Below are 23,974 nucleotides of genomic sequence, written 5' to 3'. Positions count from 1 at the left end.
GCGAGTTGACGCTCTATCACGGTTCTCATGCTCCCGGAGAGGATGCTGATCCTGACGGGTTTGATCCGAGCCAGCCGGGTCGGGCTGTGGGCATCGTCAAAGATGGGTCATTTCTATGCGCGCGTTGCTATTGTTTTCGCTTCAGACCTGCCGCGCGCCAAGCCCCGGATCTAGAGCTATCCACCTCGCACATCGGGTTCCGAGTGGCGCGTGGCGCCTACGCAACAAAGCGCCGCCGGAATTCCAGGGCTCGTGCACGCTTTGTGATTTAAGGCAGAAGAGTGGCGGTGCTGTCAGACAAAAACGGATCGGTCTCAAAAGACCGGGTTTGAGTCTAACTCAGGCTGCGAGTAGACGCCATTCGGCCAGGGCGGCGCATCGGTTCTCCTTGAATTCTTCACGGCGGTAGAAATGGCGTTCGAGGTTGAAGTGGTTGTGAATGGACGATTGGACGGCGGCGAACTTTTGAAGACTTCGCATCGACCTGAACCGGTTCATGATCTTCTCTCGTCGCCGCAATGGCTGATGTGAGTTTTCGGCCCGATTGTTGAGCCACCTCCCCGTCTCCTGGCGGCTCACATTTCCTAGATCACACATCGCCGCCTTGTAGGACGATAGCTTGTCCGTGACTACCTGCTCTGGTCGGCCATATCGCTTCATTGCCTTTCGCAGAAACCTCAACGCTGCCTCGCGATCTCGGCGTTTGGTGACGAAAGCTTCGAGCACTTCACCCTCGTGATCAACGGCGCGCCAGAGGTAATGAAGCTCGCCGTTTATTTTCACGAACACTTCGTCAAGATGCCAGGTCCAGTTCGAGTTGTTCGTGTTCCGGACGCGGCCTCTTCGGATCGACTTCGCGAAGAGTGGACCGAACCGGTTCCACCAGAAACGCACTGTCTCATGCGTGATGTCGATGCCCCGTTCATGGAGCAGATCTTTGACGTTGCGCGGTGAGAGCGGAAAGCGGATGTACATCATCACAGCGAGACGGATGATTTCCGGTGAAGTTTTGAAATACTTGAACGGGTTACGCATCAGAAAACGCCACGAAATCGGGCGATCTCGCTCAAGCGGCGTTTAATCTGACACTGCCAGCTCACGCGCAAATTGTTCCGCCGCGTCACGCTGGCCATCGGGAAATTGCAACGTTAGCGTTATAGAAGAGTCTGCATTAGTTGCAACAAACGCGGTCACTCCAGAACGCACCTGCCACTGGCTGCTAATATTTAGCGTGTCACCGAGGTCAATATTCACAGGCATATCGGTCGCGGACCGTGCCACCAACTGATCTTCCTCGCTAGCAACGACATCACCTAAGAACACTCGTGCGCCGACATCATTATGCCCCCAATACTCACAGCCTGGCGCTTCGAAGTTTCCGTCATAGACGTCAAACCGCAGATAACCTTGTCTCAGCAACGGACAAGACAAACCCGCTTCATGTTCGGCTCCATCCACCCCAACCGGTTGCCATAACTCGCCAGCGTCGGGGTGGTCTTCGATCATCTGAGCATTGGACGCTTGCACGATTTGTGTCTGACCCATTTGGTACGCGGCGCGAGCACGCTCGGCTTCCATATGTGACGCCATCACCATAAGGCGACTGCTCAGGTTTGGACTTGATCGAATAATGGCTGCGGCTTCTCCGGCAAACTGAGCCACCACATCCCAATGACCTTGGCGACCATGCACATCCACCAATAGGTGACGCACCTGATAGTTCTGCATATCCGATTCAGCGAGTGCCAAAGCGGTCTCAGCAAAGGCCTGAGCCATACCGTAATGCTTGGATTGAGCTTGGATCAAAGCCTGTCGGAAACTTGTCTGAAACGTTGGGCTCTCTTCAGTTCCCACGGTATCGCTTGATCGTGTTTCAGATTGAGTGGCACAAGCTGAAGTGAGCAAAAAAACCATTGCGATAGCGAACCATCTGATCATCGCGTGTGCTCCTGAACGGTGTCCCTTTGTGGCCTTAAAATCGAGACCCAGTCAGCGGTTTCAAGTCGGGCATTTCCAATGTCGGCGGAGACGGTCCGATAGCTTTGAGCGCGATGGTCCAGAAAAACGAACTGGCCAACCTCAACGGGCCGAACTTGTCTTGATATCAACGCCCTAGACGGGGCATTACCGACAAACATCAATTGCTGCGTGCGCGGGTGCCATACAAATCTCAATATTTCGGATTCACCCTCTGCGCCACGAAAAACAATATGAGTTTGGAAAATTCGCGGACGCCATGGTGTCGTGCCCAGCACCTCAAATTGGCTGGGCTCGAATCCGATGCGTTGAACGATCTCGACCATCCTTTCCGACGGCGTTTGATTGTCAGACGCTACATGGTCTTCAAAAGCAATCGCATTACGGTTGATCAACGCATCAGCCAGATCATCGCCTCTATCATTCCATATCTGGGCCTCGTCGGGACCAATCCTCGTGTAGGTCAGTATGTCGACACCCTCTTGGGTCATAGCTTCAGCGACCAACGCGGAGCCGCGATACTCCAAGCGAAGCCCGTCCAAATCTAATCCATCAAGATCTTCACCGGTTCCGCGCGCATTGGGGGGCAGATCAAGATCACCGCCTTCGAGCACATGAAAAACCGTATCGCGCACTAAATCTCGCCAACCAATTCTCTCATTCGATGCTACGAACACCGCGAAATTCTGATCGGGAAAATAAGCTGCATGGGTTTCACCGCCGCTGGTATCACCATCATGCCAAAAAACGGGTTGATCCACATCCGGATGACCGACACGAATACCCTGTGCGTAAGGGGCTCTTTGCGTGCTCGCGACACCGTCACTGGCTGTAAGCACAGGAACCAGGGCCTCAAACCGCGAAGGCGGTCCAAACACGCTTTCGATCCAATTGATGACCTGAGGCCCCGTCATCTGAACACCGGCCGCTCCACACCGCCAAAGGTCCAGATCTGTCCAAGCATAAGTGCTTTCGACAGGCTGCTGACTTCTCTCCAGGTTCTCGTAACCCAGGCTGAGATTGTCTTGATGAGCTGGGTCAAACAGTGTCGCTGAGACACCTGCCGGATCCCAAAGCTCCGTTTGAAGCAGCTCTAAAAAGCTTGAACCGGAAACATGCTCGGCGATCCTGCCCAATACACAATAACCCAGATTTGAATACTCGAAATCTGTTCCTGGCCGGAATCCCAACTGAGCTTGTGAAAGTGCGTTTCGAACGCTCTGAGGATAAGCCCCGAAGTCACCTTCCGGGTCTTTTTCCAATCCCGATGTATGATCAAGCAATTGAGCGATCGTTATCTGACCTACCGGTTCGGGCACATCATCAAAATAAGCCACCAGTTGGTCGTCCAGAGACAGTTTTCCCTGATCTTGCAGCCGCAAGATAACCAAAGCGGTCATGTGTTTCGTGACAGATGCAATGTCAAAAACAGTGCTTTGGTCATGAGAACGCCCGCTCTGCCAGTCTGCATAACCTGAATATTGCTCAACTAAAGTCTGACCGGAGCGCGACACCTGAATTGTCCCGGAAAACCCATATTGCTCGTAGACAGAGCCAGCGCGACTAAGGGCCGACAGAGTCGAGTCGAGGTCCTCGGCAACGGAAGCATCCTGTACAGAGTCCAAGTCGGCACACGCCGTCGCCAAAACCACTACAGGCAAACAGAAATATTTTTTCATATCAACACATCACAAAATTGGAGCACTAAACTTCTCTCAAGCACCTTGGACGATAGAGCCACGCGCCGCTTGCTGCCTAGCTCCATCAGTGGTCCGGAAGCTTTTGGATCTTGTTTGCCTTCGAGACCGTTCTTCTTGTCTGACAGCGCCCCGCTGACGTTGCGGCTTACTGGTTGAGGCCCTTGCGCCACTGGCTGGGCGTGTGCCCGGTCTGGGCGCGGAAGACTCGATTAAATGTCGCCTTGCTCTGAAATCCTGCTTCAAAAGCCAGATCAAGCAGTGAGCGCGCCTCATTGCCCGGCGTGGTAAGCAGCGCCTGAACCCGTTCCACGCGCCTGCGGTTAACAAAGTCAAAGAAGCTCTCATCAAGGCTGGTCCGGATCGCGTGGGAGAGGTCCTCCACCGGCAATCCGGCTGCATCGGACACATCGCGAATGCGCAGGTCTGGCCTGAGCAACAGCGCATCATCATCCAGCAACGCATTAAGCGCCTTGGCGTCGAGCCGGGCTGGCGCCGGAGCTGCTGCGAGGGCTGGCTCGCGTTCCAGCACAGGTCGACGTTCGCGCGCGGCGAAATGCAGGATCGCGCCTAGTTGCACCGCAAGGAACACAACAAACAGATCAAAAATCCGCACCGACGCATCAAGGCCGAACTGGGCGGCCAGGCCCGCTGAGACCGCACTGAATGCGATAACAAAAAGGTTCAGCCAGAGCAGCGCCCGTGCCCAAGCCAGATCGCGGCTATCCAGCTCTGCCAGATTGGCTTCTAGCCGCTTTCGATGCCGGGAAATCTGAACAAGTCCGACCACGGGCAGGATCAGCGTCACCAAAATGGGCACTGGCGTCAACCAAACCCCAGCTTCGCCGCTTAACGTAGTCAGCCCGGCCTCTACGCCCAGCGCATCCGGCATTGCGAGCGCCACCAGGACCAGCCCCAATCCGTAGATCAGACCAGGCAGCAGCCAGGCCCAGTCCAAAAAGCGTACAGCACCGGTCATTGCTCGGATGTACAGATAGAAAAGCGCCGGGGTCGCCATGAAAACTGGCCCGGCCAGATAGGCTGGCCACACGCCTGGCAGCGAGACTTCAGCGCGCACCAGCGCAATCGCGCCAGTGGCCAAAGCCGCCGCCAAGCCCATCGCCGCCAGCCACCGATCTGCGCTACGCCCGGTGCTGAGCAGCAGGCTAGCAGCCGCCAGCGCCATGGCAAAGCCTGCGCCCAGTATGAACATCGCTAGCCTCCCGCGCCGAAACTAATTCCTGGTCCCAGGATAAAGACATACCCGCCGGTCAGCGCCAGCAATACCAGGCTTTCCAGTATGCCTGGCCTGCCACTGGTCTGGCGTGGTCGCAATGTGGGCCAGGGCAGGGCGGCGATCCACAGCGCTGTGGTGAACAAAACGCTGGCCCCAAATGCGCCCATCATCAAAAACTCACGCTCGCCGGGAACAAAATAGGCCGCGCCCAGTGCGGACAGCGCATAGCCGAGGACAGCTGCCAGCACGACCAGCGGCCGGCTCCACTTTGGGATTTTCACCGGCATCAACAGGGCCGAGGCAATCACGCCGAGCAGAATGCTGGCACTGCCAATAATGGTGATGATCACGCTGGCATTGTCTCCACCCATGCGGGCGAGCTGGGCGGTGTCCATGCCTGGATGGATGAATTGACCGAAGGCCACATAGGCGCCGCCTGATATCCAGCCTGCAGGGATTAGCGCCCAGGCGAGCCAGTCCAGACCAGGGCGCGGGCGCTTTAATCCCAACCGTAGCACCAGCCCCACAAGGCCCAGTACAAAGCTGGCGAGCGGCCCGGCGATGAGAATGATCGCCCGGCCCAGCTCATCGCCATCATAGGCAAAGTCGAAATACATCGCGTCGGCATACCGCCCGGTACAGCCTTCAACGATTAGACAGCCGCCGCCATGTCCGACCAGCTCATGGGCCCCAACGGTGATCGACCAGGCCGCAGCCGCGGCCAGAGTGATTGCAAAATATGTCATCAGCCGGGTCATTGCGCTGACTCCCAGGCCGCGAGCCGCTGTTGCAGATCGGCCCGTACACCACCCCAGACCAGCGCATACTCATAGGCATGCAGCCAGCCGCCCGATAGCTGGACCTCGGCAAAGCGCTCATCAGTCAGCTCCGTCAGGGTCAACCAGCCGCTCTCGCATCGGCCTTGTGCGCCGGTATCCAGCAGGCGGGGGCCAGGCCCCCCTTCGGCGATCAGGTAAAACCCGCCCAGATAGCCGCTCGGCGCGGCGGTCTCGATGCCTGGATCATGGCAGACACCCGCATCATCGGCGCGTTGATAATCACTGCCATCCCAGATCGGTACGTGCTTGAAAAATCCGGGGATGAAGGCGGTGTCGGTGCGGATATTCCAGCTGAGAAAACAGCCGCTATCGGTTTCGCTAGCGCATGGTAGGACCTGCCCGCCATCACCAGCGGCCAGCGGATAGCCAGGTACCAAGGATACCACCAGTCGACGACGGAGCGCCGCATCATCGAACCGCTCCACCATCAGACGCTGGATATGAGCCGAACCCTGGCTGTGACCGGCCAGGATGATCGGGCGATCAGGGCGGATCTGAGCGAGGAAGGCGTCAAACGCGGCTTCAACATCGCTATAGGCGATATCGAGCGCGAGCGCGCCATTGGGCCCACGGTCTGCAAAGCTGTAAAACGTGGCCTGGCGATAGCGCGGCGCAAAAACATCGCAACAGCTCTGCAGAGCACTGGCCTGGTTGGGCAGGTGTAACCCGTCGCGCATCTCGTCATACAGTTGGGGTTCGGCCTGGTTCCAGGCGGCGCGGCTGATCAGGCTGGTGGGGTGAACATAAAACGCGGCGGCGGGGCGGACCTCCGGTGCAGCGGCGACATGCTCAGGCAGGATGTCTGCGGCCTCAAACGATTGCGGATGGGCCAGCCAGCCCTCAAGCGAACCATAGTCTGGCTGCACACCCACATTTTCGGCTTCGCCACCGGGCTTGAGCACCCATAAAAAGCCATACCCGGCGCGCCAGTGGACGTTACAGCCTGTCACTGTCAAACCGGTCAGGATAATTAGCACCAGGCGGATCCGCCTGAACAAAGAGGTCATCATCACGTTCCAAAGCAAATTTGTGTCATAGCCATGATGGAGCGTGTGAGCTCTTACAGTCGTCTCAACTTGGAAAAAGGCCGAGTTGAGACGCGGGTGCTGTCAGACAAAGGTGCTGTCAGACGAAAACGGATCGGTCTCAAAAGACCGGGTTTGATCCCGACTCAGGCCGCGAGTTGATGCCGTTCGGCCAGGGCTTGGGTACGGTTTTCCTTGAATTCTTCGCGGCGGTAGAAATGCCGTTCGAGATTGAAGTGGTTGTGGATGGAAGACTGGACGGCGGCGAATTTCTGAAGACTTCGCATCGACCTGAACCGCGTCATGACTTTCTCTCGTCCCCTTAGCGGCTGATGTGAGTTTTCGGCCCGATTGTTGAGCCGCCTCCCAGTTTCTTGGCGGCCCGCATTTCCAATCTCTCGCATAGCGGCTTTGTATGAGCCCAACCGATCCGTCACAACGACATCCGGGCGGCCATATCGCTTCATTGCTTTGCGCAAAAACTTCAACGCTGCCTTGCGATCCCGGCGTTTGGTGATGAACGCCTCCAGCACTTCGCCCTCATGATCGACGGCCCGCCAGAGATAGTGGAGTTCGCCGTTTATCCGGACGAAAACTTCGTCGAGATGCCAGGTCCAGTTCGAGTAGTTCGTGTTCCGGACGCGGCCTCTTCGGATCGACTTCGCGAAGAGTGGACCGAACCGGTTCCACCAAAAGCGCACCGTCTCGTGGGTGATGTCGATGCCGCGTTCGTGGAGCAGATCTTCGATGTTCCGTAGCGAAAGCGGGAAGCGGATGTACATCATTACGGCAAGGCGGATGATCTCAGGCGACGTCTTGAAGTATCGGAACGGATTACGCATCAGAAAACGCTACGAAATCAAGCGAACTCGCTCAAGCGGCGTTTAATCTGACACTGCCCTGCCGGTCTGAGTGGCGGAGAGAGAGGGATTCGAACCCTCGGTACCCGTAAAGGTACAACGGTTTTCGAGACCGCCCCGGGCGACCACTCCGGCACCTCTCCGCAAAAGGGTCTTACGCAATGCGTATGGGAGCGGGGGTTTTGACTGAGTGGTCGAACAAAATCAAGAGGGGAGCGCTGCCGCAGGCAGCGCGGGCGACCACTCCGGCACCTCTCCGCAAAAGGGTCTTACGCAATGCGTATGGGAGCGGGGGTTTTGACTGAGTGGTCGAACAAAATCAAGAGGGGAGCGCTGCCGCAGGCAGCGCGGGCGACCACTCCGGCACCTCTCCGCAAAAGGGTCTTACGCAATGCGTATGGGAGCGGGGGTTTTGACTGAGTGGTCGAACAAAATCAAGAGGGGAGCGCTGCCGCAGGCAGCGCGGGCGACCACTCCGGCACCTCTCCGCAAAAGGGTCTTACGCAATGCGTATGGGAGCGGGGGTTTTGACTGAGTGGTCGAACAAAATCAAGAGGGGAGCGCTGCCGCAGGCAGCGCGGGCGACCACTCCGGCACCTCTCCGCAAAAGGGTCTTACGCAATGCGTATGGGAGCGGGGGTTTTGACTGAGTGGTCGAACAAAATCAAGAGGGGAGCGCTGCCGCAGGCAGCGCGGGCGACCACTCCGGCACCTCTCCGCAAAAGGGTCTTACGCAATGCGTATGGGAGCGGGGGTTTTGACTGAGTGGTCGAACAAAATCAAGAGGGGAGCGCTGCCGCAGGCAGCGCGGGCGACCACTCCGGCACCTCTCCGCAAAAGGGTCTTACGCAATGCGTTTGGGAGCGGGGGTTTTGACTGAGTGGTCTAAAAAAATCACGAGGGGAGCGCTGCCGCAGGCAGCGCGGGCGACCCCTCCGGCACCTCTCCGCAAAAGGGTCTTACGCACTGCGTATGGGAGCGGGGGTTTTGACTGAGTGGTCGAACAAAATCACGAGGGCAGCGCTGCCGCAGGCAGGCTGTAGCAGCTCTCCACAGGCCCTCGGGAACGCGATCAAAATACGTCCCGTTGAGCGCTATAATCCCCGCTGTGTTGTCAGATAGGTGGCAAAACTGCCTAGCCAGTGGCTGCCCGAATAATGCTCGTCCGACACGGCGGCGATACCCACCGCACTGTGACGCTCCGCACTGGCCAGCAGCGCGGAGCGACGGGGGTCCGTCTCCGGCAGGCCCGATGCCATGCCCTCCAGGGCCCAGGCCCGCGACAGGTTCAGCCCGTCCAGATGGACCAGCTTGCCATCCGTCGCATCGGTCACCACGCCCGGCGCCAGCCAGTCGCCGCGGCCGTCCAAAGGAATATCGGGCATGAAGGCGCTCAGCCAGTCCGCATACTCTTCCGCCTCCAGAACACGCCGCATCAGGTCTGCTTCCATGAGGCAGGGGGAGAGGAAATCCTCTCCCGACGGTTCATAGGCCAGTGGGCAATTCTCATCACCGGCATGGAAGTCGAGCACTTTGGCGATCAGCTGACGCTCCAGCTCCGTTTGGCCGGTCGTACGCGCATAATCGATCATGAGCCCGAAGGCGAAGGCGGTCTGCGCATGTGTGCCCAGGCGAATGGGATAGGCCAGATTGGGCAGCCAGGCCTGGATCTGCTCGACAATCGCGGTTTCAAGCGGCCGCAAGGTCTCACGCCATTCCCGCTGGAGCGGATCATCGCTCTCCTCCAGTTCCGCGACGAGCTGGAGGAACCAGGCCAGGCCATAGGGCCGTTCGAACGAGCGTCGCCCGTCCTGCAGGTAGTAAGCTGTCTCGCCCGCAATATTGTCCGCCGTGAAGCTCTGACTGAGGGCGCTTTCGATGGCCGATCGCATCGGCGTGTCCGGATCCGTGGCCAGAATACGAACGAGTAGCCAATGGCCATGCACCGAGGAATGCCAGTCAAAACACCCGTAGAAGGCGGGATACAGCTCGCGCGGTGGACGCACATCCCCATCGCCCTGAAGGACATGGCTGATCTTGTTAGGGTATTCCTGATGAACGCAGGTCAGCGCCAGACGCGCAAAACGATCCTCAACGACATCGGGACGCGCTTCGGGAAAGGACGGGGTGTTTGACGCCGCAGTTTGCGTTTCGGACCCGCACGCCACCAGAACGAGACCGCTCGCCGCCAGAGCCATTACATGTTTCATCGTCCCCTCCGATGGGTTCATCTTCACCTTGATGCAAGCTTCAACCGGAGTGGAACGAAGATCAATGGGTCACGCGCCCATCGGGTTCCGGCATCGAGGCGGGCGAAACGCGTCACCGATCCTATGCAGTTTTCATTGACTCTGTGGATAAGCGCCGTATAAAGCCCGCTTTCCGCTCTGCGCCTTGCGTTTGGGCGGGGAAATTATTGGAACAACGCCCTGACTGGAGAGAGGTCGTCAGACATCTCGATAACAGGGCGAAGAAAAAGGGTCCGGGATGGACAGGTTGGACAGGTTGCCCCGCGAGGGACGCCTTGAAAACCAGGCAGATCCGGTACCGAATACATAAGGCAGTCATACAATGTATGCAGTGATCAAAACCGGCGGCAAGCAATACCGCGTCGCGGCCGGAGACGAAATCCGGGTTGAAAAACTCGAAGGCGCAGCCGGCGACACCTTCGCTCTGGGTGATGTTCTGATGCTGGGCGGTGAAGACGGTGTGACCGTTGGATCTCCGCTCGTTGAAGGCGCCCAGGTCATCGGTGAGCTGGTCGACACCAATCGCGCACGCAAGATCATCGTCTTCAAGAAGCGCCGTCGTCAGAATTATCGTCGCACCAAGGGCCACCGCCAGTGGGGTTCTGTTGTGCGCATCGCCGAGATCGTCGCACCGGGCGGCAAGGCCAAGACCGAGCTGAAAACCACCACGGCTGCGCCGGCTGCTGAAGCCGAAGTCGCACCGAAGGCGGAAAAAGCGGCTCCGGCCAAGAAAACCGCTCCGAAAACCGAGGCTCCCAAAGCCGCCGCCGCTGCGGACGATCTGACCAAGCTGACCGGCGTTGGCCCGGCTCTGGCTACCAAGCTGAATGATGCCGGCATCACCTCCTTCGCCCAGATTGCGGCGTGGACGGATGCCGATCTCGACGCCCTCTCCGAGACCATCACGGGTCTCAAGGCCAAGGCCGAGAAGGGTGAATGGATTTCCGCTGCCAAAGATCTGGCAGCCGAGTAGGAGGACTAACTCATGGCTCACAAAAAAGCAGGCGGTTCGTCCCGTAACGGTCGCGACTCAGAAGGCCGTCGCCTTGGCGTCAAGAAATTCGGTGGCCAGGCCGTGATCCCGGGCAACATCATCGTGCGTCAGCGCGGCACCAAGGTAAATCCGGGTGAAAATGTTGGCATGGGCAAAGACCATACCCTCTTCGCGCTTACCGAAGGTCGCGTGAAATTCGCCAAGAAGGCGGGTGGCAAATCCTTCGTATCGGTTGAACCGATCGCAGACGCCGCCGAATAGAACGGAACCGACATGACGGGGCCGTTCAACGATTGAGCGGGGCCCGGACAGCCGATCGGCATCAAGGGGAGACGGGCCACCGCCTCCCCTTTTTCGTGCTCCCCGCACACATGGAGCGAGACCATGGGTCCGCACATAAAAACTGAACGCCTGGAATTGCGTCTGCCCGAATTGGACGACGCGCCGGATCTGGCCCGCCTGAGCGGAGATTATGACGTTGCGAAGAATACCTCGCGCATCCCCTCTCCCTATCCCGTTCTGGCCGCTGAAATGTGGATCCTTTCAACCCGCGCCGGATATCGGCCGGGACGGAGCATTGCGCTGACCGCGATACGAAACGGCCAGGTCGCAGGCGGGGGCGGTATTTTCAAACGCCGCCCGGATGCCGACTGGGAGATTGGCTACTGGATTGCCAAACCGTTCTGGGGCCAGGGTCTGGCCACGGAAATGGGCGAGGCTCTGATCCGGTTCGCGATCGACGACTTGGGGGCCGAGCGGATCATCGCCGGTCATAATGCGGATAACCCGGCCTCGGGCCGTGTTCTGGAAAAGCTGGGTTTCGCCTATGACGGGCGAGAGGAGCCCAGCTGGTCCATGGCGCGACTGGGCAAGGCCGCTGTGCGATACATGGAACGGGCGGCCTGAGGCCGCCCCTGTCCCTGCGGGAAAAAACGCGTATACCTGCAGGGGAACGACAGGAAACAGCATGAAATTTCTCGACCAGGCCAAAGTCTATGTCCGCTCCGGTAATGGCGGAAGTGGATGTGTCTCCTTCCGCCGCGAAGCCTATGTGGAATATGGCGGACCGGATGGCGGCGATGGCGGCAAGGGTGGCGATGTGTGGATTGAGGCGGTTGAGGGCCTCAATACGCTGATCGATTTCCGCTATCAGCAGCATTTCAAGGCCCAGAGCGGCACGCCTGGCATGGGCAAGAACCGCACCGGCGCCGGCGGCGAGGATGTCACCCTGGAAGTTCCGGTCGGCACCCAGATCCTCGACGAAGATCGCGAGGAATTGCTCGCCGATCTCACAGAGATTGGTCAGCGCGTAATGCTGGCCCGCGGCGGGGATGGCGGTCATGGTAATGCCCGGTTCAAATCCTCTACCAATCAGGCCCCCCGCAAATCCACGCCAGGCTGGCCCTATGAGGAAAGATGGGTCTGGCTCCGGCTCAAGCTTATCGCGGATATCGGTCTGGTCGGCCTGCCCAATGCCGGCAAGTCCACCTTCCTGAGCGTCACCACACGCGCCCATCCGAAAATCGCCGCCTATCCCTTTACCACGCTGCATCCCAATCTGGGGGTGGTCGATCTGGGACCCGGCGCGCGTTTCGTGCTCGCCGACATCCCCGGCCTGATTGAAGGAGCCCACGAGGGTGCTGGCATCGGAGATCGCTTCCTCGGTCATATCGAACGCTGTGCTTCGCTGATCCACCTCATTGACGGCACGCAGGAGGATGTTGTCGGCGCCTATGAAACCGTTCGCCATGAGCTGGAAGCCTATGGCGCCGATCTGGAAGGCAAGGACGAGATCATCGCACTGAACAAGACGGACAGTATGAGCGATGAGGACGTCGCGGAAAAACAGGCGGCCCTTGAAGTTGCGACCGGCAAATCGGTCATGACCCTGTCCGGCGTGTCGGGCCAGGGCGTAAAACCGCTGTGTGCCCGGGCCTGGGATCTGGTTGTCGCCCGCCGCAAGGCCGAAGCCGCGGCCAAGGCGGATGATAGCGGGTGGGCACCGGAATAGTCCTGCAATGAGCGCGCGTCCCGTCTCCAGGCCCCGGAAACGGGCGCATATGGGCCTCAAAGGCCTGATCCGTCGATCCGGGCGCTCAACGCTCCCCTTGCGCAATACCGGTCTGGCGGCCGGCATGACCGTTGGATTGTTTGGGGGCACATTCGATCCGCCCCATGCGGGTCATCTCCATGTCGCCCGACTGGCCAAGAAACGGCTTGGGCTGGATCGCGTGTGGTGGCTGGCCTCCCCTCAAAACCCCCTCAAATCCCGCCTGGCCCGACCTCTGGACATGCGCCTGATGGAAATCGCCGCCCTGGCCAATGATCCGGGCATGGTTCCCACAGATCTCGAGGACCGGATGGGGATCCGGCATACCTATGACCTCGTCAGCGCTTTGACCCGTCGATATCCGAAGGTGAAATTTGTCTGGCTGATGGGGGCGGACAATCTCGCCGGGTTTCACAAATGGGGGGAATGGCGCGATATTCTCCATACCCTGCCGATCGCCGTAATCGCGCGCCCGCAAGATGCCGTCCGCGCCCGCCTGGCCCCCGTTGCGCGGCTTCAGGCCCATTCACGTATTCGTGACAACGAAATCCGGACCTTACCCCTTCGCAAAGCCCCGGCCTGGTCCTACCTGATCGGACGTTTTCATTATCAATCTTCTAGCGCTTTACGCGCTGGCACGTTTTAATAGAGATCATCTCGATCGCAGACTGACCGAAGGCCTCCTTTCCATGACGACGACACTGAAGGCGGCTTCCCGGCCGTCGACTCCGCTTGCCTTCTTCGATGACCAGCATCCGTCCGCCGCCGATTTCCGACGCGATGTACTCGACGGGCTCTCCGCCCCGCAAAAATATCTCTCGCCGATCTACTTCTATGACGCGGAGGGCTCGGCCCTGTTCGACGCGATCACGGAATTGCCGGAATATTATCCGACACGAACCGAGCTTTCCATTCTCGACACGATTGGCAATGAGCTGGCCGAACGGGCAGGCTCCGGGGCCGTTATTGTCGAGCCCGGTTCCGGATCCAGCATCAAGATCCGCAAGCTGATCGACGCCCTGGACACTCCCGCCGCGTATGTCGGGCTGGATATCTCCGGGGAACATCTGCAACAGGCCTGCACAGTCCTGGCCGAAGACTATCCAGGACTGAGCATTGGCGCGATCTGCGCAGATTTCACGACCGGTCTGGATCTGGACGGGTATGACTTGCCGGGCGGCCGACGCCTTGTCTTTTTCCCGGGCTCCACGATCGGGAATTTTGAAATCCAGGATGCGATCGATCTGCTCAAAGGGTTTCGCGCGGGCATGCGGGACGATGATGCCATCTTGATCGGTGTCGATCGAGTGAAGGACGAACAAACCCTGGTCGACGCCTATGATGACAGCCAGGGCGTCTCGGCCGCGTTCAACCTAAATCTCGTCACCCGTATCAATCGCGAACTCGATGGCACGATCGATGCCGGAAAGCTACGGCATCTTGCGCTGTGGAATGAGAAGGCCTCACGCATTGAAATGCATCTCCAGGCCGTGGACGACATTGAGTTCTCCATCGCTGGTGAGACGTTTGCGATGAAGTCCGGCGAGACCATCCACACCGAAAATTCTCATAAATTCACGCCGGAGGCGTTTTCCGCTCTGGCGGCCCGCGCCGGATTCACGGTCCGCACGCATTGGTCCGACGAGCGTGAACTGTTTACGCTTTACTGGCTCGAACCCGACAGCAAAGCATGATATAGGGCTTTGTTTGTAGGAATGGCATAAAGGAATTACGCCCTGTCTATGGACTCTGTACGCCGGGATGAAACGAGCCGGACCGCCGAGGTTCGCGTTACCGGTGATGACGACGCGATCGTGGCTCTTGAAACACTGGTGCTGGATACGCTCGATGCCGACAAGGCCGAAGAGATCATGTCGATTGATCTGCGCGGCAAGTCTTCCGTCACGGATATCATGATTATCGCCTCGGGACGTTCGGCGCGCCACGTCAACGCGCTGGCCGATAACCTGACCCGAATCCTGAAGGAACAAGGTCGCAACAAAGCCCGCATCGAAGGATTGCAAACCTGCGACTGGGTTTTGATCGATATCGGCGATATCGTCATTCATCTCTTCCGCCCGGAAGTGCGCACCTTTTACAATCTGGAAAAGATGTGGTCGGTGGATACCGATGATGCCGCTCCAGCCGCACACTAACACATGAAACTCACGCTGACCGCGCTCGGCCGGATCAAGTCCGGCCCCGAGCGTGAACTCGTTGATGAGTATTGCCAGCGGGCCACGGCCACGGGCCGACCGCTGGGCCTCGGCCCCCTTTTAGAACATGAGATTGATACCCGCTCGCTGTCTGGCAGGCGCGCCGAGAGTGATGCCCTAGCCGCAAGCCTGCCTGCAGGTGCCAAACTCATCCTGCTCGATGAGCGGGGTAAATCGCTCACCTCTCCCGAACTCGCCTGCACGATCGGGCAGTGGCGTGATGACGGTGTGCGTGATGCCGTGTTTTGCATTGGGGGAGCAGATGGACATGACCGCTCGGTCTTGCCCAACCCCGATTTGATGCTGGCGTTTGGTCCCGCAGTCTGGCCTCACAAACTGGTGCGAATCATGCTCGCGGAACAGCTTTATCGGGCGGTCTCTATTCTGGCCGGAACACCCTATCATCGCGTCTGAAAAAAGACGGTCTCTGTCTTCTGTCTCTCTGAAATGATGATTGAGCGTTAACCGGGGCGGGTCTAGCGTCACCTCATGTGGTTGATCCTGTCACTCGCCCTGTTGTCCCAGCCGCCGGACGCCGTACCGGAGACTCTGCCCGACGAAGCCGAGGCAGAGCGCCTGAGTGAGGCGGAAGACGCGGCACGTGCGGAGGCCGAGGCCCGGCTAGCGCAAGCTGAAGAAATCTCAGATGAGATCAGCGATCTCCAGGGCCAGCTGATTGCACTGAGCCAGGCCATTGGATCAAGTGAAACTCGGGCCAATCAGACAGAAGCCGAGCTGGGTCGTCTGGCGGATCGCGAGGCCGAAATCCTCTTTCGCCTGGATCAGGACCGTGAAGTTCTGATTGATGTACTCGCCGCCCTCCAACAGATCGAACTGCAAGCGCCCCCCGCGGTCTTGGCTGCGCCTGATGATGCTGCTGACGCGGCCAGGGCGGCGACCCTGATGAGCGAAATCGCTCCGGCCCTTCGAGAGCGGGCAGATGCGCTGCTTGTCGAGCTGGACGCCCTGGCGGCCGTTCGCCTGTCACGGGAGGAGGAACAGGCCAGTCTCGCAGCGACCGAAACCACCTTGTTTTCACAAAGGCGGCAACTCGAAGACCTGATCCAGCAACGCCAGACCCTGGAACGGACCCGTCGTTCCGAGGCCGAGGCCTTCCAGACTCAAGCCAGTTCCCTCGCGGAGCAGGCGGAAGACATCCGCAATCTGCTGGCCGAGATCCGGCGCATGTCGGATGTGGTGCCCACACTACACCCGTCCCGACGCGTGCGACCGGATGAAATCCCCACACCCCGGCCACGACCGGTTCGAACCATGGTCGCAGCCCGAGCCATAACGACACCTGTTGCCACCTTGCGTTTTCCCGATGCCCGCGGGCGTCTGCCCCGCCCTGCAATCGGCGAGATCGTGCGTCGTTTTGGTCAACGGGACGACAATGGTGATACAGCTGAAGGAATATTCATTCGAACACGCCCCCAGGCTCAGGTAATCTCTCCCTTTGATGGCAGGATCGAGTATGCAGGGCCGTTCACGACCTATGGCGGTCTCTTGATCCTGAATGTCGGAGATGACTACTATATTGTCCTGGCTGGCATGGCAGCGACCTATGCCACCGCCGGACAGCAGGTTTTGGCCGGAGAACCCGTGGGCGCCATGCCGGATGGCACGAATCCCGCACCGGATCTCTATCTGGAACTGAGACGGGGTTCGACAGCCGTAAATCCAGAACCCTGGCTCCAATCCGGCACACCCGCCGGCTAAACCAGTCGCGAAAAAGGACGCAAGCGGACATGCGTATCAATATCTTGGCTTCCCTCGTGGCCTTCGGCATGGGCGCCGCAGCCATTGCGGTCTCGGCAGAAGGGGCCCAGTCCAACCAGGAAGACAGTTTCCGCAATCTCGTGCTTTTTGGCGACGTGCTGAGCCGGATCGAACAGGACTACGTCACCGATACCGCGCAGAGCGAGCTGATCGAAGCCGCCATCGAGGGCATGCTGACCAGCCTCGATCCGCATTCCAACTACCACAACCCGGACAGCTATGCCGATCTGCGCGTGACGACACGCGGCGAATATGGCGGCCTGGGCATGGAAGTGACCTCACGCGATGATTTCATCACCGTTGTCTCACCGATCGCGGATACACCGGCCGAACGCGCTGGCCTGATGACCAATGACCGTATCATTGCGGTGGATGGTGACAGCATTATCGGTCACAGCATCGACGAGGCCGTCGAGCTGATGCGAGGCGCCGTGGGCGAACCGGTGACGATCACGATCGCGCGTGGAGATGACGAACCGTTCGACGTCAATCTGGTACGCGACACTATTCCGCTGCGCACCGTGGCATCGCGTCTGGAAGACGAAACCATCCCCTATATCCGCGTCGCTGGATTCAACGACCGGACAACCGAAATGCTGCTGGAATCCATCACCGAGCTGGAAAACGAGATGGATGGTCAATTGCCCGGCCTCATCCTGGATATGCGAAATAATCCGGGGGGGCTGCTGCAACAAGCCATCACCGTCACCGAAGTCTTCCTCGATGGAGGCGAAGTGGTCTCCACCCGTAATCGCGACCCCAATGACACCCAGCGCTACAATGCCCGGCCGGGTGATCGTATCAATGGCGCTCCGGTGGTTATCCTGATCAATGGCGGGTCCGCCTCTGCTGCAGAAATCGTTGCCGGTGCGCTTCAGGATCGTCAGCGCGCCACGCTGGTCGGCATGACCAGTTTCGGCAAGGGCTCTGTTCAGACCATCATCCCGCTGCGTGGCGGCGCTGATGGCGCCCTTCGCCTGACCACGGGGCGGTATTACACGCCGGCAGGTCGGTCCATCCAAGCCACGGGCATTGAGCCGGATATCCATATCTCCTCGTTCCCGATTGATCCGGAAGAGGAAAACGGACGGTATTCCGAGGCTGATCTAGATGGCGCGCTGGTCAATGAGACCGGTGAGGAACGCCACGAAGCCGACATTGCCCAGATCGAACAACCGCCCGCCGACTGGCCTGAAGATGAAGACTACCAACTGGCCCGCGCCATCGAGATTTTGCGGACCCAGATGGAAAGCCAGCAGGCCGCGCTGCAATAAGCAGCCGGAACTGACCAGACACGGGAACGGATCGTCGTCTGACGGTCCGTTCTTTTTTGTCCATTAACCGTTTTTTTCGGGCTTTGTCGTCATGTTGGCCGGGAATCTCAATCACCGGTCCTGTTCATGTCCCATCGCATCGCATCTCTTGCTGCGCCCTTGCTCACACTGAAAGCCCCGCTCCTGGCGACTGTGGCGACGTTTGCGTTGTTTGGTGGAGCCGTGGCGGTGCTGACCCTGACCGGAGAAGCACCCCGGCATTTGACGGAAGCGCGCGGTGAAGTGAGCTCTATGGCCCGAACGGCCGAGAACAGCCATGACGATACGTCTCATGGGGTCCGAAGTGATGACCTTTCTCATAACGGAGAAGACGGGATCACCTTTGTGCAGGACGAGCCTGGTGCCGATGTCCAGCTGACTGGCGCGCCCGCAGGCTTTGATGAAGAAGTCTTTGTTGCCGCGCCGAGTGCCGAAGAAGCCGATCATGCGCAAGACAGCCAGATCGCCGCAATCGAGCCAGAACCTGCCAATCCCAACGCCCTGCCACCCGCTCCCATCAGCGGCCTGTCTGAACCCGGCCCGGGCGGCCCTCTTCCGGTCGTAGGTGGCCATGGCGAACGGGTTTCGCGGGAGTATGCCCGTCCCTTCCATGGTGATCCGGCCTCTCCCACCCTGGCGATTGTCATAGGCGGTATGGGCCTCAACCCCCAGGTGACCCAGGCTGCGATCAATGATCTGCCACCCGAAGTCGCGCTGAGCTTCGCCTCGTCCTCAGACAATCTTCAAACCTGGATCGACCGGGCCCGCGCAGCAGGTCATGAAGTGCTCTTGGAAGCCCCCATGGAGCCCTATGACTATCCCAACAATGATCCAGGCCCCTATACGCTTCTGGCCGATGGTACGCCCAGCGAAAACACCCGCCGCCTGTTGTGGGTGATGAGCCGGGCAACCGGATATTACGGCATCACCAATTATCTGGGCGCCCGCTTCTCGGCCTCGGAAGGCGCATTGACCCACGTGCTTGAGGATCTGGAAGAACGCGGCGTTGCCTTCCTCCATGATGGTGCGGGACGCCGGAACACCATCGACAGCGCGGCCCGTTCGGCGGGTGTGGAATATGCGATTGCCGATCGAATTCTGGATGAAAACCCGACACCGGACGCCATTGACAATCATCTGCTCGCGCTGGAGGCCCTGGCGCTGCAGAATGGATCTGCAATCGGATCCGGTTTTGCCTTCCCGGCCACGGTGGATCAGGTGCAACGCTGGGCGGAGGGGCTGGATCTGCGCGGCTATCAGCTCGCACCCCCGTCAGCCGTCATGGCCCGCCGACGGCTGGAGGCTCGCCTGCTAGCCGAAGCACAGGCCGCAGAACCCGATGTCAGCGTCACCTATCACGGAACTATCAATATCGGTGATGACCATGGCAGCGAGTCCGGCCATAACGACGCCGAAGACACCCACACAGCCGACGCTGGCGACCACTAGGACATCCATCATGGAACGCGATCTGTCTCTTTACCGGCCCAATGCCGGTATCGCTCTATTCAATGCAGAGGGCAAAGTCTGGCTAGGTCGGCGCAATCTGGCTGAGCCGCCCTGGCAATGGCAGTTGCCTCAAGGCGGGATGGATGAGGGCGAAGACCCGCTCGACGCTGCCCAACGTGAACTGTTCGAAGAAACCGGCATCCGGTCTGATAAAGTCCGCCTCCTTGGCTCGATCAATGAGTGGCTGACCTATGATTACCCGCCCGAGGTGCGGGATGATCCGCGCTTTCACAAGAAGCGGCATCTAGGTCAAAAACAGCGCTGGTTCGCTTTCGAGTTTTTAGGAATGGACTCGGATTTCGATCTGGAAGCCCATGGCGAGATCGAGTTCGACACCTGGCGCTGGGCTGAGCTGTCCGATTTGCCAAACCTCATCATTCCCTGGAAACGGCCCGTCTATGCGGCGGTGGTTGAGGCCTTCACACCTTTTGCCCGCTAGCCAATCCTCGCTCTCCTGTTAGCATGAGCCGAGAGGAGAGCCTGCATGCCCCAGACTCAGACCCGGCTTGTTCCCGATTTTGATGCCTGGAACGCCGCCAAGCACAGCCTGAACGGTCCACATGGCACTATCGCATGGTGGCGTGAGGGCGAGGGGCGACCACTTCTCCTCATTCATGGATTTCCAACGGCCAGTCTGGACTGGGCGAAAGTGTGGCCCGGCTTGCTTGCAAGCGGTCGTCAGGTAATCGCGCTGGATATGCTGGGCTTTGGTTTCTCTGACAAACCCGCATGCCGTTACGATCTGATTGAACAGGCCGATCTACAGCTTGCGCTCCTGGGTCATCTCGGGGTCCAAGCCTGTGACATCCTCACCCATGATTACGGCGTCTCGGTCACTCAGGAACTTCTGGCCCGTCAGGATGAGGGACAACTGCCAGTTCGTATCGACAAGGTGGTCTTCCTCAATGGCGGGCTCTTCCCCGATCAACATCGGGCCCGATTGATCCAGAAACTCCTCAACTCACCGCTTGGCGGACTGGTGTCCCAAGGCGTGAACCGGCGTGCCTTTACGCGATCTTTCTCGGCAGTCTTTGGTCCGGACACACAGCCGGACCGCGAGGAAATCGACCTGTTCTGGGCGCTCTTGTCACACAAGAACGGCCATCGACGCGGTCATCGCCTTATCCGTTATATCGAGGATCGTAAACTCCACGCCGCGCGTTGGGAGGCGGCACTCAGGACACAAACGTCTCGTATCGCCATGATCAACGGTTCGCTGGACCCCGTGTCCGGACGCCATCTGGCCGACCGGTTTGCACAGCTCTTCCCGTCCGCTCCCCTGACACGCCTGAATGTTGGTCATTATCCGCAATGGGAAGACGCCGATGGTGTGCTCTCGGCTGTTCTCGAATATCTGGGGCCCGCCTGATCTCAACAAAAACGGGCCACTCCCCAAGGAGCGGCCCGTCATTGAGTCTGTCTGTATTCAGCGTAAGCTTAGAGCACAGCCTGCATCGCCTCGAACCGGGACAGCTTGGCCTCCAGTTCTTCACGCTCTTCATCGCTTTTAGCGACAGAGATGTCTTCCTTGGTGTCCTGAATGTCCTGGGCGAGCGCATCGGCGTCGATTTCGGAGACCGGTACAGCTTGCTCTGCCAGAATGGTCAGGCCACCGGCCGTCACTTCAGCAAATCCACCATGGATAAACGTACGGGACGTCTCGGACCCGCTGATCACGCTGATCGCACCGGGGCGAATGACCGACATGAAAGGAGCATGACCCGGCAGAACACCGAAATCACCCTCTTCACCGGGCACAACAACCTGGTCGACCTCGCCGGAGAACAGGCGTCGCTCCGGCGAGACAAGATCAAAATGGAGAGTGTCAGCCATGGACGGCTTCCTCCGGGTTAGTCGGCTTAAGCCGCTTCAGCAGCCAGTTTTTCGGCTTTCTTGACGGCATCTTCAATGGTGCCAACCATGTAGAAAGCCTGCTCTGGCAGGTGGTCATATTCGCCTTCACAGATGGCCTTGAAGCCTTTCACCGTGTCAGCCACCGGCACCTGGATGCCTGGGAAACCGGTGAAGATTTCAGCCACGTCGAACGGCTGGGACAGGAAGCGCTCAACCTTACGGGCACGGGCCACGGTCAGCTTGTCTTCTTCCGACAGCTCGTCCATGCCGAGGATGGCGATGATGTCTTGCAGAGCCTTGTAGCGCTGCAGGATCTCCTGAACCATACGGGCCGTCTTGTAGTGCTCTTCACCAACAATGCGCGGTTCGAGAATACGAGACGTACTGTCGAGCGGGTCCACAGCCGGATAGATACCTTTTTCCGAGATGGCGCGGTTCAGAACCGTCGTCGCATCCAGGTGGGCAAAGGTTGTCGCCGGAGCCGGGTCAGTCAGGTCATCGGCCGGGACGTAAACGGCCTGGACCGAGGTGATCGATCCTTTGTTGGTGGAGGTAATACGCTCCTGCAGGGCACCCATATCGGTGGCCAGCGTCGGCTGGTAACCCACTGCAGACGGGATACGACCCAGCAGAGCAGACACTTCCGAGCCAGCCTGCGTGAAGCGGAAGATGTTGTCGACGAAGAACAGAACGTCCTTGCCTTCTTCATCCCGGAAATACTCTGCCTGTGCGAGACCAGACAGGGCGACACGTGCACGCGCTCCCGGCGGCTCGTTCATCTGACCGAAAACAAGGGCGCAACGCGAACCGTCAGTGTTTCCGTCATTTTCTTTCGGGTCCTTGTTCACACCGGACTCGATCATCTCCCAGTAGAGGTCGTTACCCTCACGGGTCCGCTCACCCACACCGGCGAAGACAGAATAGCCGCCGAACAGTTTCGCGATATTGTTGATCAATTCCTGGATCAGAACCGTCTTGCCCACGCCGGCACCGCCGAACAGGCCGATCTTGCCGCCTTTTGCATACGGGCAGAGCAGGTCGACGACCTTGATACCGGTCGGCAGGATTTCAGCTTCCGTGGCCTGCTCGTCGAAGGACGGAGCGGGACGGTGGATCGGAGCGGTTTGCGTATGAGCCACGTCGCCGGCTTCGTCGATCGCGTCGCCAGTGACGTTCATAATGCGACCCAGCGTACCCGGTCCAACCGGAACCATGATCGGCGCGCCCGTATCGGTCACTTCAGCGCCACGCTGAAGACCTTCGGTGGCGTCCATGGCGATGGTGCGGACCGTGTTCTCACCGAGGTGCTGGGCAACCTCGAGAACCAGTTTCTTACCATCATTGGTGGTTTCAACGGCGTTGAGAATGTCCGGCAGTCCGCCTTCGAATTCAACGTCAACGACGGCGCCCGTGATTTGGGCAACGCGGCCTTTAAGTGTGCTCATCGTCTTTTCCTTCGGCCCTAAAGTGCCTCGGCGCCGGAGATGATCTCAGTCAACTCCGTGGTGATCTGCGCCTGACGCGTACGGTTGTAGATAAGGTTCAGCTTGTCGATCAGATCGCCCGCATTACGCGTGGCGTTGTCCATGGCGGCCATACGGGCACCCATCTCACCGGCTGCATTTTCCAGCAGGTTTGCCAGGATAACCGTATCCACATAGCGCGGAAGCAGAACATTGAGGATGGTTTCCTCGTCCGGCTCAGCACTGTAGACGGCGCCACCCAGGTCAGGACGCTCGACACCCTCGTCGATGGCATCCACTGCCGGGATCAATGTCTTGGCCCGCGGCTTCTGGGAGATCACGGACACAAACTCGGAGCTGATCAGTTCGCAGACATCGAACTCATCCTGCTCGAACATGCGACGGATCCTGTCACCGATCATCGTGGCGGTCGCACCGGTAATGGTCTTCTCGCCCTTCAGTTCGATAAGGTCCTCGATCAGATGACTGTAGCGGCCCTTGAGCTGGTCAAAGCCCTTCTTGCCGACACAGATGATCTTCACCGTCTTGCCGTCGGCCAGCAGCGCGTTCACGCGTTCGCGGGCCTTCTTCACGATATTCGTGTTGAAACCGCCGCACAGTCCGCGATCCGCAGAGATCACGACCAGGAGACGGACATCGTCCTTGCCGGTACCCACCAGAAGCGGTGAGGCGTTAGGCGTGTTGGACATGGCCGAAGACAGATTGGCCATGACCGCAGACATGCGCTCGGCATACGGGGACGCCGCTTCAGCGGCGTCCTGTGCCCGGCGCAGCTTGGCTGCGGCCACCATCTGCATGGCCTTCGTGATCTTCTTGGTCGATTTGACCGAGTCGATCCGATTTTTCAGGTCCTTAAGGCTCGCCATTCGGCTCTCCTCGTCAGGGGTTCCA

24 protein-coding genes and 1 tRNA gene are annotated in these 23,974 nt (G+C 59.1%); 13 read left to right on the top strand and 12 right to left on the bottom strand.

What is annotated here, in order from left to right:
- Positions 1-339 precede the first annotated feature (339 nt).
- The 9 genes from RMQ97_RS01975 to RMQ97_RS01935 all read right to left on the bottom strand — a co-directional run bounded on the left by RMQ97_RS01975 (position 340) and on the right by RMQ97_RS01935 (position 9,845).
- Positions 340-1,035, bottom strand: coding sequence for an IS6 family transposase (locus RMQ97_RS01975; RefSeq protein ID WP_413659148.1), 696 nt, complete (start codon positions 1,033-1,035; stop codon positions 340-342).
- Positions 1,036-1,077: 42 nt separating this feature from the next.
- Positions 1,078-1,938 carry a hypothetical protein gene (locus RMQ97_RS01970; RefSeq protein ID WP_413659147.1) on the bottom strand — a complete coding sequence of 287 codons (861 nt, stop codon included), beginning with the start codon at positions 1,936-1,938 and terminating at the stop codon, positions 1,078-1,080.
- Entirely contained in the window at positions 1,935-3,656 is a 1,722-nt protein-coding gene (locus tag RMQ97_RS01965; RefSeq protein ID WP_413659146.1) for a serine hydrolase domain-containing protein, read from the bottom strand. The genes RMQ97_RS01970 and RMQ97_RS01965 overlap by 4 nt, the downstream gene beginning before the upstream one ends.
- 166 nt (positions 3,657-3,822) lie before the next feature.
- Entirely contained in the window at positions 3,823-4,887 is a 1,065-nt protein-coding gene (locus RMQ97_RS01960) for a helix-turn-helix domain-containing protein (RefSeq protein WP_413659145.1), read from the bottom strand.
- Positions 4,888-4,889: 2 nt separating this feature from the next.
- Positions 4,890-5,669, bottom strand: a complete 780-nt coding sequence (locus RMQ97_RS01955) for a hypothetical protein (protein ID WP_413659144.1) — start codon at positions 5,667-5,669, stop codon at positions 4,890-4,892.
- Positions 5,666-6,757 carry a DUF3089 domain-containing protein gene (locus RMQ97_RS01950; RefSeq protein ID WP_413659143.1) on the bottom strand — a complete coding sequence of 364 codons (1,092 nt, stop codon included), beginning with the start codon at positions 6,755-6,757 and terminating at the stop codon, positions 5,666-5,668. Before RMQ97_RS01950 ends, RMQ97_RS01955 begins: the two co-directional genes overlap by 4 nt.
- A 164-nt stretch (positions 6,758-6,921) precedes the next feature.
- The gene (locus RMQ97_RS01945) at positions 6,922-7,617 is read right to left on the bottom strand and encodes an IS6 family transposase (RefSeq protein WP_413659142.1); all 696 of its coding nucleotides are present in this window, start codon (positions 7,615-7,617) and stop codon (positions 6,922-6,924) included.
- A gap of 71 nt (positions 7,618-7,688) precedes the next feature.
- Positions 7,689-7,778: transfer RNA gene (locus tag RMQ97_RS01940), tRNA-Ser, on the bottom strand.
- A 951-nt stretch (positions 7,779-8,729) separates the two neighbouring features.
- On the bottom strand, positions 8,730-9,845 hold the full coding sequence (locus RMQ97_RS01935) for a DUF2891 domain-containing protein (RefSeq protein ID WP_413659141.1): 1,116 nt from the start codon (positions 9,843-9,845) through the stop codon (positions 8,730-8,732).
- 361 nt (positions 9,846-10,206) lie between these two features.
- Here RMQ97_RS01935 and RMQ97_RS01930 point away from each other — a divergent pair, with 361 nt between their 5' ends.
- From RMQ97_RS01930 to RMQ97_RS01870, 13 genes are all read left to right on the top strand, one after another.
- A complete protein-coding gene (locus RMQ97_RS01930) occupies positions 10,207-10,857 on the top strand; it encodes a 50S ribosomal protein L21 (protein WP_413659140.1) in 651 nt (216 codons plus the stop codon).
- 12 nt (positions 10,858-10,869) lie between these two features.
- Positions 10,870-11,139: a 50S ribosomal protein L27 gene (rpmA, locus tag RMQ97_RS01925; RefSeq protein ID WP_413659139.1), complete on the top strand. Its 270-nt coding sequence runs from the start codon at positions 10,870-10,872 to the stop codon at positions 11,137-11,139.
- Between the two features lie 123 nt (positions 11,140-11,262).
- Entirely contained in the window at positions 11,263-11,784 is a 522-nt protein-coding gene (locus tag RMQ97_RS01920) for a GNAT family N-acetyltransferase (protein WP_413659138.1), read from the top strand.
- Between the two features lie 61 nt (positions 11,785-11,845).
- Positions 11,846-12,889 carry a GTPase ObgE gene (obgE, locus tag RMQ97_RS01915; RefSeq protein ID WP_413659137.1) on the top strand — a complete coding sequence of 348 codons (1,044 nt, stop codon included), beginning with the start codon at positions 11,846-11,848 and terminating at the stop codon, positions 12,887-12,889.
- A 7-nt stretch (positions 12,890-12,896) separates the two neighbouring features.
- On the top strand, positions 12,897-13,574 hold the full coding sequence (locus RMQ97_RS01910; protein ID WP_413659136.1) for a nicotinate-nucleotide adenylyltransferase: 678 nt from the start codon (positions 12,897-12,899) through the stop codon (positions 13,572-13,574).
- Positions 13,575-13,617: 43 nt separating this feature from the next.
- Positions 13,618-14,622, top strand: a complete 1,005-nt coding sequence (gene egtD / locus RMQ97_RS01905; protein WP_413659135.1) for an L-histidine N(alpha)-methyltransferase — start codon at positions 13,618-13,620, stop codon at positions 14,620-14,622.
- Between the two features lie 48 nt (positions 14,623-14,670).
- Complete coding sequence (gene rsfS, locus RMQ97_RS01900; protein ID WP_413659134.1) at positions 14,671-15,084, top strand: ribosome silencing factor; 414 nt, start codon at positions 14,671-14,673, stop codon at positions 15,082-15,084.
- Between the two features lie 3 nt (positions 15,085-15,087).
- Positions 15,088-15,558, top strand: a complete 471-nt coding sequence (rlmH, locus tag RMQ97_RS01895) for a 23S rRNA (pseudouridine(1915)-N(3))-methyltransferase RlmH (RefSeq protein WP_413659133.1) — start codon at positions 15,088-15,090, stop codon at positions 15,556-15,558.
- A gap of 75 nt (positions 15,559-15,633) precedes the next feature.
- Positions 15,634-16,863: a murein hydrolase activator EnvC family protein gene (locus RMQ97_RS01890; RefSeq protein WP_413659132.1), complete on the top strand. Its 1,230-nt coding sequence runs from the start codon at positions 15,634-15,636 to the stop codon at positions 16,861-16,863.
- Between the two features lie 29 nt (positions 16,864-16,892).
- A complete protein-coding gene (locus RMQ97_RS01885) occupies positions 16,893-18,197 on the top strand; it encodes a S41 family peptidase (protein WP_413659131.1) in 1,305 nt (434 codons plus the stop codon).
- Positions 18,198-18,323: 126 nt separating this feature from the next.
- Positions 18,324-19,685, top strand: coding sequence for a divergent polysaccharide deacetylase family protein (locus tag RMQ97_RS01880; RefSeq protein WP_413659130.1), 1,362 nt, complete (start codon positions 18,324-18,326; stop codon positions 19,683-19,685).
- 10 nt (positions 19,686-19,695) lie between these two features.
- Positions 19,696-20,184: an RNA pyrophosphohydrolase gene (locus RMQ97_RS01875; RefSeq protein ID WP_413659129.1), complete on the top strand. Its 489-nt coding sequence runs from the start codon at positions 19,696-19,698 to the stop codon at positions 20,182-20,184.
- A 45-nt stretch (positions 20,185-20,229) separates the two neighbouring features.
- Positions 20,230-21,114, top strand: a complete 885-nt coding sequence (locus RMQ97_RS01870; protein ID WP_413659128.1) for an alpha/beta fold hydrolase — start codon at positions 20,230-20,232, stop codon at positions 21,112-21,114.
- A gap of 68 nt (positions 21,115-21,182) precedes the next feature.
- Here RMQ97_RS01870 and RMQ97_RS01865 read toward each other — a convergent pair whose 3' ends face one another.
- The 3 genes from RMQ97_RS01865 to RMQ97_RS01855 are packed head-to-tail and all read right to left on the bottom strand — an operon-like array spanning position 21,183 to position 23,949.
- Complete coding sequence (locus tag RMQ97_RS01865) at positions 21,183-21,578, bottom strand: F0F1 ATP synthase subunit epsilon (RefSeq protein WP_413659127.1); 396 nt, start codon at positions 21,576-21,578, stop codon at positions 21,183-21,185.
- Positions 21,579-21,604: 26 nt separating this feature from the next.
- The gene (gene atpD, locus RMQ97_RS01860) at positions 21,605-23,044 is read right to left on the bottom strand and encodes a F0F1 ATP synthase subunit beta (RefSeq protein WP_413659126.1); all 1,440 of its coding nucleotides are present in this window, start codon (positions 23,042-23,044) and stop codon (positions 21,605-21,607) included.
- Positions 23,045-23,061: 17 nt separating this feature from the next.
- A complete protein-coding gene (locus RMQ97_RS01855) occupies positions 23,062-23,949 on the bottom strand; it encodes a F0F1 ATP synthase subunit gamma (protein WP_413659125.1) in 888 nt (295 codons plus the stop codon).
- Between the last annotated feature and the right edge of the window lie 25 nt (positions 23,950-23,974).

Source organism: Maricaulis sp. D1M11 (assembly GCF_047308265.1).
GTDB lineage: Bacteria > Pseudomonadota > Alphaproteobacteria > Caulobacterales > Maricaulaceae > Maricaulis.
The sequence above is the reverse complement of the archived record's forward strand: the minus strand, read 5'-3'. Positions and strand labels throughout refer to the sequence as shown.

Excerpts from the sequence above, each read along its gene's own strand:
- RMQ97_RS01975 (WP_413659148.1), bottom strand. The coding sequence starts at position 1,035 with ATGCGTAACCCGTTCAAGTATTTCAAAACTTCACCGGAAATCATCCGT.
- RMQ97_RS01970 (WP_413659147.1), bottom strand. The coding sequence starts at position 1,938 with ATGATCAGATGGTTCGCTATCGCAATGGTTTTTTTGCTCACTTCAGCT.
- RMQ97_RS01965 (WP_413659146.1), bottom strand. The coding sequence starts at position 3,656 with ATGAAAAAATATTTCTGTTTGCCTGTAGTGGTTTTGGCGACGGCGTGT.
- RMQ97_RS01960 (WP_413659145.1), bottom strand. The coding sequence starts at position 4,887 with ATGTTCATACTGGGCGCAGGCTTTGCCATGGCGCTGGCGGCTGCTAGC.
- RMQ97_RS01955 (WP_413659144.1), bottom strand. The coding sequence starts at position 5,669 with ATGACCCGGCTGATGACATATTTTGCAATCACTCTGGCCGCGGCTGCG.
- RMQ97_RS01950 (WP_413659143.1), bottom strand. The coding sequence starts at position 6,757 with ATGACCTCTTTGTTCAGGCGGATCCGCCTGGTGCTAATTATCCTGACC.
- RMQ97_RS01945 (WP_413659142.1), bottom strand. The coding sequence starts at position 7,617 with ATGCGTAATCCGTTCCGATACTTCAAGACGTCGCCTGAGATCATCCGC.
- RMQ97_RS01935 (WP_413659141.1), bottom strand. The coding sequence starts at position 9,845 with ATGAAACATGTAATGGCTCTGGCGGCGAGCGGTCTCGTTCTGGTGGCG.
- RMQ97_RS01930 (WP_413659140.1), top strand. The coding sequence starts at position 10,207 with ATGTATGCAGTGATCAAAACCGGCGGCAAGCAATACCGCGTCGCGGCC.
- rpmA (WP_413659139.1), top strand. The coding sequence starts at position 10,870 with ATGGCTCACAAAAAAGCAGGCGGTTCGTCCCGTAACGGTCGCGACTCA.
- RMQ97_RS01920 (WP_413659138.1), top strand. The coding sequence starts at position 11,263 with ATGGGTCCGCACATAAAAACTGAACGCCTGGAATTGCGTCTGCCCGAA.
- obgE (WP_413659137.1), top strand. The coding sequence starts at position 11,846 with ATGAAATTTCTCGACCAGGCCAAAGTCTATGTCCGCTCCGGTAATGGC.
- RMQ97_RS01910 (WP_413659136.1), top strand. The coding sequence starts at position 12,897 with ATGAGCGCGCGTCCCGTCTCCAGGCCCCGGAAACGGGCGCATATGGGC.
- egtD (WP_413659135.1), top strand. The coding sequence starts at position 13,618 with ATGACGACGACACTGAAGGCGGCTTCCCGGCCGTCGACTCCGCTTGCC.
- rsfS (WP_413659134.1), top strand. The coding sequence starts at position 14,671 with ATGGACTCTGTACGCCGGGATGAAACGAGCCGGACCGCCGAGGTTCGC.
- rlmH (WP_413659133.1), top strand. The coding sequence starts at position 15,088 with ATGAAACTCACGCTGACCGCGCTCGGCCGGATCAAGTCCGGCCCCGAG.
- RMQ97_RS01890 (WP_413659132.1), top strand. The coding sequence starts at position 15,634 with ATGTGGTTGATCCTGTCACTCGCCCTGTTGTCCCAGCCGCCGGACGCC.
- RMQ97_RS01885 (WP_413659131.1), top strand. The coding sequence starts at position 16,893 with ATGCGTATCAATATCTTGGCTTCCCTCGTGGCCTTCGGCATGGGCGCC.
- RMQ97_RS01880 (WP_413659130.1), top strand. The coding sequence starts at position 18,324 with ATGTCCCATCGCATCGCATCTCTTGCTGCGCCCTTGCTCACACTGAAA.
- RMQ97_RS01875 (WP_413659129.1), top strand. The coding sequence starts at position 19,696 with ATGGAACGCGATCTGTCTCTTTACCGGCCCAATGCCGGTATCGCTCTA.
- RMQ97_RS01870 (WP_413659128.1), top strand. The coding sequence starts at position 20,230 with ATGCCCCAGACTCAGACCCGGCTTGTTCCCGATTTTGATGCCTGGAAC.
- RMQ97_RS01865 (WP_413659127.1), bottom strand. The coding sequence starts at position 21,578 with ATGGCTGACACTCTCCATTTTGATCTTGTCTCGCCGGAGCGACGCCTG.
- atpD (WP_413659126.1), bottom strand. The coding sequence starts at position 23,044 with ATGAGCACACTTAAAGGCCGCGTTGCCCAAATCACGGGCGCCGTCGTT.
- RMQ97_RS01855 (WP_413659125.1), bottom strand. The coding sequence starts at position 23,949 with ATGGCGAGCCTTAAGGACCTGAAAAATCGGATCGACTCGGTCAAATCG.